Origin of the sequence: Polaromonas sp. CT11-55 (assembly GCF_047303325.1) — a bacterium.
Taxonomy (GTDB): domain Bacteria; phylum Pseudomonadota; class Gammaproteobacteria; order Burkholderiales; family Burkholderiaceae_C; genus Polaromonas.
Map to the genome: position 1 here is coordinate 25,484 of NZ_JBKBEX010000029.1, position 15,689 is coordinate 41,172.

Sequence of the window (15,689 nt, forward strand, 5' to 3'; positions counted from 1 at the left end):
CAACCCATGGAAAAACCCCACGACACATCGCAGCCCCCAAGTGAAGTCCTGCACGACCGGATCAACGCCCTGGTCGACGGCTGCTTGCCACCGGGCCGGCAGGCTGAGCTCGAAGCGCAACTGGGCGAAGACGCCGCCGCACGCGAGACCCTGCGGGCCTGGAAGGCCCAGCGCGACGCCTTGCGTGCCCTGCATCGTCCGCTGCTGGACGAAGCCATTCCAGACGCGCTGCTGGCCGCCGCGCGCCGCGGCCAGGCGGGCAAGCAGCAAATTGACCGGTGGCGGCGCTGGGGCGGCATGGCGGCCGCCGTGGTGTTGGCCTTTGGCGTGGGCTGGCTGTCGCATGGGCAGCTCGGCGGGCCGGCACTGCAGCAACTGGCCTCCGCACGGTCGGCGCAATCCTTTGTGCACCAGGCTTCGCTGGCGCACGCGGTGTTTTCGCCCGAGGTGCGCCATCCTGTGGAGGTCACGGCCGCGCAGCAGGAGCACCTGGTGCAGTGGCTGTCCAAGCGCGTGGGCCGGCCGCTGAAAGTGCCGGTGCTGGCGGCCGAAGGCTATGATCTGGTCGGCGGCAGACTGCTGTCCGGTGACGGCGGCGCCCGCGCGCAATTCATGTTCCAGAACGCGGCCGGCCTGCGCCTGACGCTGTACCTGGGCGCCATCGATGCGGCCTCCCAGCCGCCATCCCAGGCAGCACAGGAAACCGCCTTCCGCTATAGCGGCGACGGCCCCGTGCCCTCGTTTTACTGGGTGGACCAGGGTTTTGGTTATGCGCTGAGCGGCGCCGTCTCGCGCGATGAATTGATGAAGCTGGCGCAGCGGGTGTACCAACAGCTCTGAGCCGGGTCCTCTTATTTCAGCCCGCGCAGGGGATGTGTCTCAGGCGTCCAGGGGCTCGCGAAAAACGCATCCGCCATGCCGGGCTTGACGTCTTCGATGCGGGCCGGGTTCCACTGCGGCTTGTAGTCCTTGTCAATCGCCAGCGCGCGTATGCCTTCGACGGTCTCGCTCCCCGCGCCGGGGCGCAGGTGAAAGCAGTGGTACACCATGTCGCGCTCCATACGGAGGTCGTCAGCCAGGCCCATGCCGCGCGCGCGGCGGATCTGCTCCAGCGTCACATGCAGCATCAGCGGCGAGCGTTTGCGCAAGGTGGCGGCGGTTTTGGCCGCCCATGAATCTACCGAAGCCTCCAGCGCGTCGACGATATGTTTCACGCGCTGCAGGGAAAAATAGCCGTCGATACGGCTGTCGGCTTTGGTCGGCCGGGTGCGGCTCGCCGTCCATTGCGCCGCTATCCATGCCTGGGCTGCCGCGGCCGAAGCAAAGGCCTCGCGACCCAGCGCATCCCACAGCTCAGGCAGGCGGGCCGCCTCGACCTGGATGTCGGCCAGGCCGTAGTTCAGCGCCTCCTCCGCGCCAATGACATCCCCCGTCAGAGCGAGGTATTCACCCGCATGGCCGGGGCAACGACTCAGGAAATAACCGCCGCCCACATCCGGGAACAGGCCGATGTTGGTCTCGGGCATGGCCATCTTGGTGTGTTCGGTCACGATGCGCACTTTGGCCCCTTGGCTGATTCCCATGCCGCCGCCCATGACCACGCCATCCATGAAAGCGACATAGGGCTTGGGGTAGGTGTGGATCAGGTGGTTGAGCGCGTATTCCTCGGCGAAGAAGTCCTCGAGCGCGGAATCGCCGGCGAAAACAGCCTGGTGGAAAAAGCGGATGTCACCGCCCGCGCAAAAGCCGCCGAACAGGCTCTCAGGCGTGCCGGGCTGGCCTTTTTTGTTGCTGCCGCGTATGGCCACGACGTGAACCGCCGGGTCGTCGCGCCAAGCCAGCAAAGCGGCGGACAAGGCCCGGATCATGCCCAGGGACAGCGCATTAAGCGCCTTGGGGCGGTTCAGGGTGATGAGCCCGGCGTTGCCGCGGCGCTCGACCAGCACCTCGAGCCGAGTCTCCGTGTTCATGCCGCTCATGCCCGCTGCCTCCATCCGACCAGTTCATTGACCACCAGCGCGCCTATCACCAGCGCGCCCCCCGTCAGCACGCTGGCGCCGGGCACCTCGCCCGCGCCGAACCAGGCCAGCAGAATCCCGAAAATCACTTCCAGCAACGCCAACAGGGCGACTTCCGGCGCCTTGAGCACGCCGGCGCACATCACCGACAGCACGCAGGGAATGGCCAGTTGCACCAGGCCCAGCAAGGCCAGCAGGCCGACGTCATGCGCGGTGGCGGAAAACGGCAGCGACAGCGGCAAGGTCGCCAGCGTCGAAATCGCCGCGCCCAGCAGCACCGCGGGCACCAGGTCGACATTCTTGCCGTGGGCGCGGCTGTGCTGCACCACCGTCCAGTTGCTGGCACTGGCCAGCGGCACCATCAGGGCCACCAGGGTTCCACCGATGTGGCTGGAAAGGTCCATCTGCCCGCCGTACATCCAGGCAATGCCGGCGCCGGCCATGGCAATGGCCAGCCAGGTGCGTGCCGGAATCTTGTGGCCGATGAAGGCGCGTGCCAGCAGGGCCGTGATGAAGGGGCTGACCGCCATGGTCACCAGCACATTGGCCACGGTAGTCAGCGTGAGCGCGACCATGAAGGCGGTGAACATCACGCTCCAGCAGACACCCGACAGCCAGAAGGCCGAGCCGCCGTTGCGGATCTTGCTGAACACCGCCCTGCCCTGGAAAAACGGCAGGATGACCAGCAGCGACACCACCGTGAAAAAGCTGCGCCAGAAGGTGACTTCAAAGCTGCGGGCCGACTCCAGGTGGCGGGTCACGACCCCGGCAATCGACCACATCATGGTCACGAAGATCATCAGGACAACGGCGCGGGAATGCGTGAGTTTCATGGGTGGTAAATCGATTCAGCTGTTACGCAAATATAAAGGCCACCGGAGCTTTCGCCCGCAGCGGCCCGATTTCAAGCGTTCCTCTGCTGCCAGCAGGGGCCGCGGAACCGGCTTTGCCGGGCCGCAGGCGCAGCGCCCCCTCGGGGGGCAGCGCATTACACGAAGCCGAAGGCGCAGTGAAAAGCGTGGGGGCTCAGGATCTGCCGGCGCGCTTGCGGTCGCTTTCTTTCAGGTGGCGCTTGCGCAGGCGAATGGACTTGGGCGTGATTTCGACCAGCTCGTCGTCCTCGATGAATTCCACGCCATACTCCAGCGTGCATTCAATCGGCGGCGTGATCTTGATCGCGTCTTCCTTGCCACTGACGCGGAAGTTGGTCAGCTGCTTGGTACGCGTGGCGTTGACCACCAGGTCGTTGTCGCGGCTGTGGATGCCGACGATCATGCCTTCGTACACCGGGTCGTTGGCGCGCACGAACATGCGGCCGCGGTCGTCCAGCTTGCCCAGGGCATAGGTGAAGATTTCACCGTCGTCCATGGAGATCAGCACGCCGTTCTTGCGCCCGCCGATGTCGCCCTTGTGCGGCTCGTAGCTGTCGAAGATGTTGGAGATCAGGCCCGAGCCGCGCGTCAGGTTCAGGAACTCGTTGGTAAAGCCGATCAGGCCGCGCGCCGGGATGCGGTACTCAAGGCGCACGCGGCCGCGGCCGTCCGGCTCCATGTTCACCAGTTCGCCCTTGCGCTCGCCCAGGGCCTGCATCACGCCGCCCTGGTGCTGGTCTTCGATGTCGGCGGTGACCAGCTCGATAGGCTCGTGCTTCTCGCCGTTGACATCCTTGAACACCACGCGCGGCTTGGAGACGGCCAGCTCATAACCTTCGCGGCGCATGTTTTCCAGCAGGATGGTCAGGTGCAGCTCGCCCCGGCCCATGACCTCAAAAATGCCTTCTTCGTCGGTTTCCTTGACGCGCAGGGCCACGTTGTGCTGCAGCTCTTTCTGCAGGCGGTCCCAAATCTGGCGGCTGGTGACGTACTTGCCTTCGCGGCCGGCCAGCGGACTGGTGTTGACGCAGAAGTTCATGGTCAGGGTCGGTTCGTCGACCTTGAGCATGGGCAGCGGCGCGGGGTTGACCGGGTCGGTGATGGTCACGCCGATGCCGATGTCGGCAATACCGTTGATCAGCACGATCTCGCCGGGGCCGGCTTCAGTGGCCTGCACGCGCTCCAGGCCCTGGAAGGTCAGGACCTGGTTGATGCGGCCCTTGATGGCCTTGCCGTCCGGGCCTTCCATGACAACCACGTCCATCATGGGCTTGATGGTGCCCTGGCTGATGCGGCCCACGCCGATGCGGCCGACGAAGGTCGAAAAATCGAGCGCGGAAATCTGCAGCTGCAGCGGCGCCGCCGGGTCGCCCTTCTGGGACGGCACGTGCTTGAGGATGGTGTTGAACAGGGCCGACATGTCGGGGCCCCACTGTTCGTTGGGCGGGCCTTCCTCGAGCGAGGACCAGCCGTTGATGCCGGAGGCGTAAACCACGGGAAAATCCAGCTGCTCGTCGGTCGCGCCCAGCTTGTCGAACAGATCGAAGGCGGCGTTGACCACCTTGTCGGGATTGGCGCCCGGCTTGTCGACCTTGTTGACCACGACGATGGGCTTCAAGCCCAGGGCCAGCGCCTTCTTGGTCACGAAACGCGTCTGGGGCATGGGGCCTTCCTGCGCGTCGATCAGCAGCACCACGCCGTCGACCATGGACAGCGCGCGCTCAACCTCACCGCCGAAGTCGGCGTGGCCCGGGGTGTCGACGATGTTGATGTGCGTGCCTTCCCAGGTCACGGCGCAGTTCTTGGCCAGGATGGTGATGCCGCGTTCTTTTTCGATGGCGTTGTTGTCCATCACGGTGTCGACCACTTTTTCGTGCTCGGCGAAGGTGCCGGACTGGCGCAGCAACTGGTCGACCATGGTGGTTTTGCCATGGTCAACGTGGGCGATGATGGCGATATTGCGGATCTGTTTGTGGCTCATGGTTGGCTTTCTGGGAACTTTAAAACGTCAAAAACTGGCAAAAACTGTCAATGGTGAACAAGGGCCGCCGCACCCGCCGGCGCGGTGCCGCCGGAACTGTGCGCGGCATTCAAAATGTCCTGGATCTCTATCGGGCTCAGCAGGCGCTGCGGAATCAGCTCGTCCGCCGTGATGTGGGCCGAGCCCAGGAAGGCCGGGGCGTCGCCGCCCTGCCCCGCCGCGGGACCGTAGACCTGCACCAGTGGCGCGTCGGCGCCCCACTGGCCGGGCTCGCCCCGGCGGCGCAGGCCGCTTAAAAACCGCCCCGCATTGTCGGCGTCCAATGTGACAGACGGATACGCTGAAACCAGGGACTGGGCCGGCAGCAGGCAAGCTTCGCGCTCGGGCTCGGTCATGGCTTCCAGGGCCGGCAGGCTGACGCACTGCTGCGTGGTGTAGCCGCCGGTCTCCAGCCGCCTGAGTGAGCCCAGGTGGGCGCCGCAGCCTATGGCCTCGCCGATGTCTTCCCCCAGCGTGCGGATGTAGGTGCCCTTGCTGCAGGTCACGGTGATCCTGATGGCGGCCGGCGCGCGTTCGTCGTGGACCTGGGCCATTTCCAGCTTGAAGATGGTGATGTGGCGGGCTTCGCGCTCGACTTCCTGGCCCTTGCGGGCGTATTCGTAGAGGGCCTTGCCGTCTTTCTTGAGCGCCGAATACATGGGCGGCACCTGCGCCAGAGGGCCGGTAAAGCGCGCCGTCAGTTCCCGCAGCAGAGCCGGCGTGATCTCGGGCACGGGCCGGGTCTCTATGACCTCGCCCTCAGCGTCGGCTGTGCTGGTTTTTTTGCCCAGCAGCAGGACGGCCTCGTAAGTCTTGTCGGCATCGAGCTGGATCTGGCTGAACTTGGTGGCCGCGCCGAAGCACAGCGGCAGCACGCCGGTGGCCAGCGGGTCCAGCGTGCCGGTGTGGCCGGCCTTGTCGGCGCGCAGCAGCCATTTGGCCTTCTGCAAAGCCTGGTTGCTCGACAGGCCCAGCGGCTTGTCGAGCAGCAGCACGCCGTGCACGGGACGTCGCTGGATTTTCTGGCGATGAGAAGAAGTTTGCGTCATAAGTTCCGACAGGCTCGGCGCACGGGACAAGCCCGGCGCTTCGTTGGCGCCGTTGTCCCTGAACCTGTCATCAAGGGGAACGGCGCGAACTCAGTCGTCGTGCGCGCGGGAAGAGACCGCCTTGGCAATCAAGGCGTTCATGTCGGCCGCACGCTCGGTGGTGCGGTCGAAGTGGAAATGCAGGGTCGGCACCGTGTGCGTCATCAGGCGCTTGAACAGGCCGTTGCGCAGGAAGCCGGCGGCCTGGTTGAGCGCTTCCTCGCACTCCTTCGGGTCGCCGACGAGCACGCTGAAGAACACTTTGGCGTGCGCGTAGTCGGCCGTCACCTCGACCGCCTGGATGGTCACCATCCCGACCCGCGGGTCCTTCAGCTCGCGCGCGATCAGCTCCGTCAGGTCGCGCTGGATCTGATCGGCGACACGAAAGCCGCGGTTGGGGGTGGATGACTTTTTACGCATGGGGTGAATGGGGCGAAATCCTGTTTTTTCTGGAAGGCCCGCCGCGGGAAGGCGGCGGGCCGGTCCGCTTTACAAGGTACGCGCCACTTCCTTGATTTCGAAGAACTCGAGGATGTCGCCTTCTTGAATATCGTTGTAGTTCTTGATATTCAGGCCGCACTCGAAACCTTCCTTGACTTCCCGCACGTCGTCCTTGAAGCGTTTGAGCGAGTCGAGTTCACCCGTGAAGATGACCACGTTCTCGCGCAGCAGGCGCAGGCGCGCGCTGCGGCGAACCAGGCCGGAGGTGACCATACAGCCGGCGATGGAGCCGATCTTGCTGACCTTGAACACCTGGCGGATTTCGGCGGTACCGATGACTTCCTCTTTCTTGTCGGGCGTGAGCATGCCGGACATGGCGGCCTTGAGTTCGTCCACAGCGTCATAAATGATGTTGTAGTAGCGAATGTCGATGCCGTTGTTCTCGGCCTGCTTGCGCGCCTGGGCGTCCGCGCGGGTGTTGAACCCGATCAGCACGGCCTTGGAGGCGATAGCCAGATTAACGTCGGACTCGGAAATACCGCCGACACCGGAGTACACCAACTGCACCTTGACCTCGTCGGTCGAGAGCTTGAGCAGCGACTGGGCCAGCGCTTCCTGCGAACCCTGCACATCGGCCTTGATGATGATGGGCAGCATCTTGACTTCGCCCGCCGAGATGTCGGAGAACATGTTCTCCAGCTTGGCGGCCTGCTGCTTGGCCAGCTTGGTATTGCGGAACTTGCCGGCGCGGTAGGTGGCGATTTCACGGGCGCGGCGCTCGTCGGTCATCACCATGAACTCGTCACCGGCTTGCGGCACTTCGGTCAAACCCTGGATTTCCACGGGGATGGAGGGGCCCGCCGATTTGATCGGCTTGCCGTTTTCGTCCAGCATGGCGCGCACGCGGCCGTAGGTCGAGCCGGCCAGCACCACGTCGCCGGCCTTGAGCGTGCCGGACTGGATCAGCACGGTCGCGACCGGGCCGCGGCCCTTATCGAGCTGGGCTTCAATGACCAGGCCCTTGGCCATGGCGTCGACAGGCGCGCGCAATTCCAGCACTTCGGCCTGCAGCAGCACCTGCTCGAGCAGCTGGTCGATGCCGGCGCCCGTGCGGGCGGAAACCGGCACAAAGGGAGAATCACCGCCGAATTCTTCCGGCACGACTTCCTCGGTGACCAGTTCTCCCTTGACGCGGTCCAGGTTGGCATCGGGCTTGTCGATCTTGTTGATCGCCACCACGATGGGAACGCCTGCCGCCTTGGCGTGCTTGATGGCTTCTTTGGTCTGGGGCATCACGCCGTCGTCGGCCGCCACCACCAGGATGACGATGTCGGTGGCCTGGGCGCCGCGGGCACGCATGGCGGTGAAGGCTTCGTGGCCCGGGGTATCCAGGAAGGACACCATGCCGCGCGGGGTTTCCACGTGGTAGGCACCGATATGCTGCGTAATGCCGCCGGCTTCACCCGCGGCCACTTTGGCGCGGCGGATGTAATCGAGCAGCGAGGTCTTGCCGTGGTCGACGTGGCCCATGACGGTGACAACGGGGGCACGCGGCAGCAGTTCTGCCTGCTGGCCCTGCACGTCGTCGTCGGTGAAGGCTTCCGGATCGTCCAGCGCGGCGGTGACCGCCTTGTGGCCCATTTCTTCCACCACGATCATGGCGGTATCCTGGTCCAGCGGCTGGTTGATGGTGACCATCTGGCCGAGCTTCATCAGGTGCTTGATCACCTCGGAGGACTTGACGCTCATCTTGTGCGCCAGTTCCGCCACGGTGATGGTTTCAGGCACATGCACTTCGATGACCTTGAACTCGGTCGGCGCCACAAAGGTGGACTCGGGGCGTGCATCGCGGTCGTTGCTGCGGCGGCCGCGCGGGCCGCTGCGGAAATTGCCGCGTCCGGGCACGACGGGCGCGCCACGACTCGGGATGCCCTTCTTCTTGGCGGCGTCGTCCTTCCAGGTCGAAGACAGGTTCTCCGACTTGACTTCCTTCTTGCCCGCGGCACCCGGCGCGGCGGCGGCCGCGGGAGCACCCGGCTTGGGCGCGGCGCCCGGCGCACCGGCCGGCTTGTGCAGCGTGCCCTTGATGGCGGCCTTGGGATCGACGTGCGGCACCAGCACGCGCTTGGGCGCGGACATCATGGCGCGTATGCCTGCGGCTTCGGCCTCGGCCTTGCGGCGGCGTTCCTGCAGCTCCTGCGCCTTGGCGGCGTCGGCCTGGAATTCAGCGGTGGCCTTGGCCTTGGCGGCCGCAGCCGCGGCAGCGGCATCAGCGGACTTGGTGGCCTGCTCGGCGGCGGCGGTTTCAGCGGCCTTGGAGGCGGCGGCCGTCGGCGCGGCGGCTTCCTTGGCTTTGCCTGCAGCGGGCTTGGCCTTCTTCGCGTCGGCGACGGCGGCAGCCGCAGCGACGGCCTGGGCGGTCTGCTCGGCGGCCAGGCGTTCCTGCTCACGCGCAGCGTCCTTCGCGTCCTGCTCTTCACGCAGGCGGCGTTTTTCGGCGAGTTCCTGCTCCTGGCGGCGTAGCAGCTCGGCGTGGCGGCGGGCTTCTTCCTCGCGGCGGATCAATTCTGCGTCATCGACGACGGGTGCCGGCGGCGGCGCGGCCACTTCGGGCTGCACTTCTTCGGCGGGCTGGTCCGAGCCTTCGTCGCGCTTGATGAAGGTGCGCTTCTTGCGGACTTCCACCTGGATGGTGCGGGCCTTGCCAGTGGCGTCGGCCTGCTTGATTTCGCTGGTGGATTTTTTCACCAGCGTGATTTTTTTGCGCTCGGCCGTGACGGTGCCATGGCTGGCCTGCAAATAGCCCAGGAGCTTTTGCTTGTCCGCCTCGGACAGGGGGTCGCTGGGCTGTGCCTTGGCGACGCCCGCGCTGGTCAATTGCTCGATCAGCGTGGCGGGGGATTTATTGAGTTCAGCTGCGAATTCAGCGACGGTGGTGGTACTGGACATATGTTTTTTTCCTGCAGGCCTTTCATGATCATTGCTCTTGGGCCGCTGCGGGTGCAGGGGTGTCAGCGGCAGCGGGCTCATCGGTAAACCAATGCGCGCGAGCGGTCATGATCAGGGCTTTGGCCTCGTCCGCAGACTGGCCGGTGATATCGGTGAGTTCGTCCACAGCCAGGTCGGCCAGGTCGTCGCGGGTGGTGATGCCCGCTTCGGTTAATTTGGCGATCAGCTCTGGCGTGAGGCCTTGGACGTCGCGCAGGTTCTGCGAAACGCCTTCGGCATTTTCTTCCTTGGCGATTTCCATCGTCAGCAGCGCGTCTTTGGCGCGGGTGCGCAGCTCATTGACAGTGTCTTCGTCGAAGGATTCGATCTCCAGCATTTCCTGCAGGGGCACATAGGCCACCTCTTCAAGGCTGGTGAAGCCTTCTGAGATCAGGATGTCGGCGATTTCCTCGTCCACGTCGAGCTTTTCCATGAAGAGCTTGCGGCTGGTGTCGGTTTCGCTGGCCTGCTTCTGGGCGGACTCGTCGGCCGTCATGATGTTGATCTTCCAGCCGGTCAGCTCGGCGGCAAGGCGCACGTTCTGGCCGCCGCGGCCGATGGAGATGGCCAGGTTTTCCTCGTCGACGACGACGTCCATGGCATGGCGCTCCTCGTCGACCACGATGGACGACACATTGGCCGGAGCCAGCGCACCGATGACGAACTGGGCCGGGTCTTCGCTCCAGAGCACGATGTCGACGCGTTCGCCGGCGAGCTCGTTGGTCACGCCGTTGACGCGGGTGCCGCGCACGCCGACGCAGGTGCCTATGGGGTCGACACGCTTGTCGTGCGACAGCACGGCGATCTTGGCGCGCGAACCAGGGTCACGGGCGCAGGATTTGATTTCCAGCAGGCCCTGCTCGATTTCGGGCACTTCCTGGCGGAACAGCTCGATCATGTACTCGGGCGCGGTGCGCGAGAGGATGATGGGCGCGCCTCGCAGGGTGGTGTCGACCTCCATGATCATGGCGCGGACACGGTCGCCGGAGCGCAGGTTTTCCTTGGGGATCATGTCTCCGCGGCGCAGGCGGCCCTCGACGCGGCCGGACTCGACGATGATGTCGCCCTTGTCCATGCGCTTGACGGTGCCGACAAAAATCTTGTCGCCGCGCGACATGAAGTCGTTGAGCAGCATTTCGCGTTCGGCGTCGCGGATTTTTTGCAGGATGACCTGTTTGGCCGCTTGCGCGCCGATACGGCCTATGGGAAGGCTTTCAACCGGCTTCTCGATGTAGTCGCCCTCTTCGATGTCGGGGATTTCGTCGCGCGCGTCGCTCACCAGTTCTTCAGCCTCGGGGTTTTGCAGGCCGGCTTCATCCGGCACCACCAGCCAGCGGCGGAAGGTTTCATAGTTGCCGCTGTCACGGTCGATCACCACGCGGATGTCCACTTCGCCTTCGTACTCTTTTTTCGTGGCCGAGGCGAGCGCAAGCTCAACAGCACCGAACACGACGTCGCGCTCCACATTTTTTTCACGCGAGATGGCATCAACCAACATCAACAGTTCGCGATTCATTTCACAAGCCTGCCTTTCTTCATTTCTTGAAATTCAATTCTCGGGGGAGGAAGCGACACCGGGGGTGGACCTGGGTTTGCGGCCCTTGAAGTCCACCACGGGCGCAAGCCGCGCCTGGTGAAGCTCGTCGAGCGTGAAACCCAGCGCCTGCAGCGGTGCGGGAATCCTCTTTTTGCTAATCTTCTGGCCGGGTTTGGCGGCAGGCTCGTCACTCCAGACGATCTGCCAGCCGGCCTCGGCGCGCTCCAGCGTGCCGCGGAATTTTTTGCGGCTGGCCGTCACTGTCGAGCCGGCGCTAGCCGCCACGCCAATAGGCGCCTTCAGCGTGATGTCGACCAGCTCGCCGGCAAAACGCTCAAAATCCTTTTCACCGCGCAAAAGCCTGTCGATGCCGGGGGAACTGACCTCCAGCCGGGCGTACTCGACGCCCTCGACTTCCAGCACAAACTGCAGCTGGCGGGTGACTTTTTCGCAGTCTTCGGCATTGATGAACTGCTCGGCGCCCTGGACGTAAGGCATGTCGATCGTGACACGCAGCAAACCGCCGCCGGTGCGCTCGATCTCGACCAGCTCGTAGCCCAGCCCCGTCACAGTTTGCTCAATCGTCTCTTGCAATGCCATTCAGTCTCTAAAACCCGCTTATTAATTCAATAGTTCAAAAACAAACGCCCAAAAAAAATGGGCGGTGAAAACCCGCCCATTTGGTCGTGAAGCTCTTATTGTAACGCGCTGCGCCCCTCGATGCAAACAATTTCCGTGCCTGAAACGAGAGTCACCGCTAAAACTCCGGCGGGAGCAGCCCGCCTTAACCCTTTTTGCCTTTTTGTTAAGCCATCACACCGTCATTCATTGATTGCCAGCTTGTGGCGGGACAGGTAGCAACAAAGATGGGCGCCACGCACTGATTTTCAACGACGCACACAGATCAATACCAAAATTCCCAATGAAATCATTGGGAATTTTTGATTATTTAAAGTAAATTCTCAAAACTGCAGGCCTATACGGCCGTCACAAGCACACGCGTATAGGGATGGCGCGGCGAATCCAGCACTTCGCTGAGCGAGCCGGACTCCAACACATCCCCATCCTTCATCACCATGACTTCATGCGCCATGGCGCGTATCACGTCCACGTCGTGCGTGATCAGCAAATAGCTGAGGCCGCGCTCGCGCTGGAGTTTTTGCAGCAGGCCCAGCACCTGCTTCTGGATGGTCACGTCCAGCGCGCTGGTCGGTTCGTCCAGCACCAGCAGGCTGGGATTGATGATGAGCGCCCGGGCAATCGCCAGGCGCTGGCGCTGCCCGCCCGAGAACTCGTGCGGGTAACGCTGCAGCAAGCCCGGAAACTGGGCCTCCGTCATACCGACATCGGCCAGCGCCTGTATGGCCCGCTCGCGCCGGGCAGGAGGAGCCAGGCTGGGCTCGTGCACGCGCAGGCCCTCCTCCACGATGGCTTCGACGCTCATGCGCGGCGACAGCGAGGAAAACGGATCCTGGAACACCACCTGGACCGCCCGCCGTATGGCTTTGTCACTTGCGGCCTCTTGGCCCCAGGCCTGGCCGGCCGCCTGCAACTGGCCCGAAAAAGGCAGCAGGCCCAGGCTGGCCAGCGCCAGGGTGGACTTGCCGGAGCCCGATTCGCCAATCACGCCCAAGGTTCTGCCGGCCGGAATCTGGAAACTGGCCTCTTTCACTGCGACAAATTCACCGCGCTTGAACCACCCACGTATGCCGGGAACCGGCACCGGGTAGCTCACGCGCAGCCCTTCGGCCTTCATCGTGATCGCTGCATCCGCTGCGGCACCGGCCGCCGCCAACCCGTCGCGCCGCGGCTTGCTGTCGATCAGCTTGCGGGTATAGGGGTGCTGGGGCCGGGCAAACACCTCGGCGACGGTACCCTGCTCCACGATGCGGCCGTTTTCCATCACGGCCACCCGGTCGGCAAACTTGCGCACCAGGTTGAGGTCGTGGGTGATCAGCAGCACGGCCATGCCGTTGCGCTGCTGCAGCTCGCCCAACAGGTCCAGGATCTGGCCGCGCAAGGTGACATCCAGCGCCGTGGTGGGCTCGTCGGCTAGCAGCAGCCGGGGCTGGCAGGCCAGCGCCATGGCGATCATGGCCCGCTGCCGCTGCCCGCCCGAGAGCTGGTGCGGAAAAGCCATGGCGCGGCGCGCGGGCTCGGGAATACCGGTGTCGGCCAGCAGCTGGATGGCACCCTGCATCGCTTCGGCGCGGGACAGGTTTTTGTGGAGCTCCAGTACCTCGGCAATCTGGTCGCCGACGCTATAGAGCGGATTGAGCGCCGTCATGGGCTCCTGGAAGATCATCGCGATGTCGCGGCCGCGAATCCCGCGCAAGGATGGCTCGGCCAGCGACAGCAGATCGACAGGCGCTTTGGGCGGCGCCCCGCTGGCCGCGCGTTCGGCCGCATCAACGCCGGTAAAAACGGCTTTTCCGCCCACCGTGGCGTTTTGCGCCAGCCGCAGCAGGCTGAGAGCGGTCACGGTCTTGCCGGAGCCGGACTCGCCCACCAGCGCCAGCTTTTCGCCGGGGGCGATGGAAAAATCAATGCTGTGGACGACCGCTTTATCGCCAAACGAGACCTTGAGGCCTTCGACCTTCAGCAAGGGGGCTGTCATTTATCGGCCTTTCGCGGGTCCAGGGCATCGCGCAGCGCGTCTCCCATCAACGTCAGCAACAGCAGTGTGACAACCAGCACAGCAAAAGTGGAGATTGATATCCACCAGGCATCGATATTGGCTTTACCCTGGTTCAGCAATTCCCCCAACGACGGCGTTCCAGGCGGTACACCCAGACCCAAAAAGTCGAGGGAGGTCAACGCGAGAATAGCCGCGCCCATTTCGAAGGGCATAAAAGTGACGATGGGCGTCATGCTGTTAGGCAAGATGTGCCGCCACATAATCTGAAGGTTGCTGACGCCCAGCGCCTTTGCAGCTCGAACATAGTCCAGCTGGCGGTTGCGAAAAAACTCGGCCCGGATGTAGGCAGAGAGCCCCATCCAGCCAAAGAGGCTGAGCAGGACGATCAGGAGGGGGACGCTTGGCGTAAAGATGGCGCTGAAGATGATCAACAAGTAAAGCTGGGGCATCGACCCCCAAACCTCGATGAAGCGCTGGAACGCGAGATCGGTTTTACCGCCCGCATAGCCCTGAATGGCGCCCGCCAGCACACCGGCGATAACGCCAATCACGGTCAAGACGACACCGAACAGCACGCTCAGTCTGAAGCCGTAAATCAGTTGCGCCAGCAGGTCACGGCCACGGTCGTCCGTGCCGAGGAGGTTGTCACGTGACGGGGCGGATGGGTTGGGCTCTTTGGCAAAGTAATTGATGGTTTTCGGGCCATAGGGATTGGGCGGGTAAATTGCCCAGTTGCCACCCTCGTTCAGCTTGCCACGGATAAAGGGATCAAGGTAATCCGTGGGGGTTTCAAAGTCACCGCCGAAGGTCTTCTCGGGGTAATCCTTGGCCAACGGAAAGTAATACTGCCCATTGAAGCTCACCATCAGCGGCTTGTCGTTGGACAACACCTCAGCAAACAGGCTCAAAATCACGAGCACGCCGAACACCAGCAGACTCCAGTAGCCAAGTTTGTTACGGCGAAAACGGCGCCAGGCGCGAACCGAGGGCGATACCGAGGATGGGCTGGCAGACGGGGCGAGGGGTGGGACGGGGCTGTTCATGCTCAATCGAACTTCACGCGGGGGTCCACCCACACATAACAGAGGTCGCTGATCAGTTTGGTCGCCAAGCCAATCAGTGTGAAAAGGTAAAGCGTTCCCAGAACCACCGGGTAGTCCCGCCGGATCACGCTTTCATAGCTCAGCAGGCCCAAACCATCGAGTGAAAACAGCGTTTCGATCAGCAATGAACCGGTGAAGAAAGCGCCGACAAAGGCCGCAGGGAATCCCGTGATGATCGGAATGAGCGCGTTGCGAAACACATGCTTCCACAGCACTTGCCGCTCACTGAGCCCTTTGGCACGCGCTGTCAGCACGTACTGCTTGCGGATTTCCTCCAGAAAGGAATTCTTGGTGAGCGCCGCGGTCACCGCGAAGCTGCCGAGCACCATGGCTATCACGGGCAAAGTGATGTGCCACAAGTAATCGGTGACTTTGCCCCCCCAGCTCAAGGAGGCCCAGTTGGCCGAAGTCAGCCCGCGCAGGGGAAACCACTGCAGTTGTCCTCCAAAGACCACCAGGAGCGCGACGCCGAGCACAAAACCCGGGATGGCATAACCCACCAGCACGACCAACGTGGTGACGAAGTCAAAACGGCTGCCGGCCCTCACCGCTTTGGCCACGCCCAACGGCACGGCGATCAAATAGCTAAGAAAAAATGTCCAGAGCCCGAGGCTGATGGAAACCGGCAGCTTTTCCTTGATGAGCTGCCAGACGTCCTTGTGCTGATAGAAACTGTTGCCAAGGTCAAAGCGCGCAAATTGACCCAACATCTGGAAGAAGCGCTCATGCACCGGCTTGTCGAACCCGTATAGCGTCTTGATTTCTTCAATGCGTTTGGCATCCACGCCTTGTCTGCCGCGGTAACCGGCGCCCGACGAGGCAGCCCTCTCGCCGCCTGAATCCCGGCCCTGCAACTGGGCCACCATTTGCTCGACCGGCCCGCCGGGCACGAACTGCACCATCGCAAACGTGACCAGCAGGATGCCGAACAGCGTTGGAATCATCAACAGCAGGCGTTTGAGGATGTAGCTGGCCATGTTGATT

General features: G+C 63.5%; 12 protein-coding genes. 1 reads left to right on the plus strand and 11 read right to left on the minus strand.

The annotated features are described in order from the left end of the window. Positions 1 to 6: 6 nt before the first annotated feature. A complete protein-coding gene (locus tag ACEN8I_RS20770; RefSeq protein WP_413330521.1) occupies positions 7 to 840 on the plus strand; it encodes an anti-sigma factor family protein in 834 nt (277 codons plus the stop codon). 11 nt (positions 841 to 851) lie between these two features. On the opposite strand, the gene ACEN8I_RS20775 is transcribed toward ACEN8I_RS20770, so the two are convergent. From ACEN8I_RS20775 to ACEN8I_RS20825, 11 genes are all read right to left on the minus strand, one after another. Then, positions 852 to 1,979, minus strand: a complete 1,128-nt coding sequence (locus ACEN8I_RS20775; protein ID WP_413330522.1) for an enoyl-CoA hydratase/isomerase family protein — start codon at positions 1,977 to 1,979, stop codon at positions 852 to 854. Continuing rightward, a complete protein-coding gene (locus ACEN8I_RS20780; RefSeq protein WP_413330523.1) occupies positions 1,976 to 2,851 on the minus strand; it encodes a DMT family transporter in 876 nt (291 codons plus the stop codon). The genes ACEN8I_RS20775 and ACEN8I_RS20780 overlap by 4 nt, the downstream gene beginning before the upstream one ends. A 193-nt stretch (positions 2,852 to 3,044) precedes the next feature. Continuing rightward, positions 3,045 to 4,871, minus strand: coding sequence for a translational GTPase TypA (typA, locus tag ACEN8I_RS20785; RefSeq protein ID WP_413330524.1), 1,827 nt, complete (start codon positions 4,869 to 4,871; stop codon positions 3,045 to 3,047). Between the two features lie 47 nt (positions 4,872 to 4,918). After that, positions 4,919 to 5,959: a tRNA pseudouridine(55) synthase TruB gene (gene truB, locus ACEN8I_RS20790; RefSeq protein ID WP_413330525.1), complete on the minus strand. Its 1,041-nt coding sequence runs from the start codon at positions 5,957 to 5,959 to the stop codon at positions 4,919 to 4,921. A gap of 90 nt (positions 5,960 to 6,049) precedes the next feature. Beyond that, positions 6,050 to 6,418, minus strand: coding sequence for a 30S ribosome-binding factor RbfA (gene rbfA, locus ACEN8I_RS20795; RefSeq protein ID WP_007865402.1), 369 nt, complete (start codon positions 6,416 to 6,418; stop codon positions 6,050 to 6,052). Between the two features lie 69 nt (positions 6,419 to 6,487). Then, a complete protein-coding gene (gene infB, locus ACEN8I_RS20800) occupies positions 6,488 to 9,388 on the minus strand; it encodes a translation initiation factor IF-2 (protein ID WP_413330526.1) in 2,901 nt (966 codons plus the stop codon). 28 nt (positions 9,389 to 9,416) lie between these two features. Further along, positions 9,417 to 10,943, minus strand: coding sequence for a transcription termination factor NusA (nusA, locus tag ACEN8I_RS20805; RefSeq protein WP_413330527.1), 1,527 nt, complete (start codon positions 10,941 to 10,943; stop codon positions 9,417 to 9,419). A gap of 33 nt (positions 10,944 to 10,976) precedes the next feature. Continuing rightward, complete coding sequence (gene rimP / locus ACEN8I_RS20810; protein WP_413330528.1) at positions 10,977 to 11,564, minus strand: ribosome maturation factor RimP; 588 nt, start codon at positions 11,562 to 11,564, stop codon at positions 10,977 to 10,979. A gap of 376 nt (positions 11,565 to 11,940) precedes the next feature. Continuing rightward, complete coding sequence (locus tag ACEN8I_RS20815) at positions 11,941 to 13,581, minus strand: ABC transporter ATP-binding protein (protein ID WP_413330529.1); 1,641 nt, start codon at positions 13,579 to 13,581, stop codon at positions 11,941 to 11,943. Next, a complete protein-coding gene (locus tag ACEN8I_RS20820; RefSeq protein WP_413330530.1) occupies positions 13,578 to 14,645 on the minus strand; it encodes an ABC transporter permease in 1,068 nt (355 codons plus the stop codon). Before ACEN8I_RS20820 ends, ACEN8I_RS20815 begins: the two co-directional genes overlap by 4 nt. Before the next feature lie 2 nt (positions 14,646 to 14,647). Beyond that, positions 14,648 to 15,682, minus strand: coding sequence for a microcin C ABC transporter permease YejB (locus ACEN8I_RS20825; protein WP_413330531.1), 1,035 nt, complete (start codon positions 15,680 to 15,682; stop codon positions 14,648 to 14,650). Positions 15,683 to 15,689 lie beyond the last annotated feature (7 nt).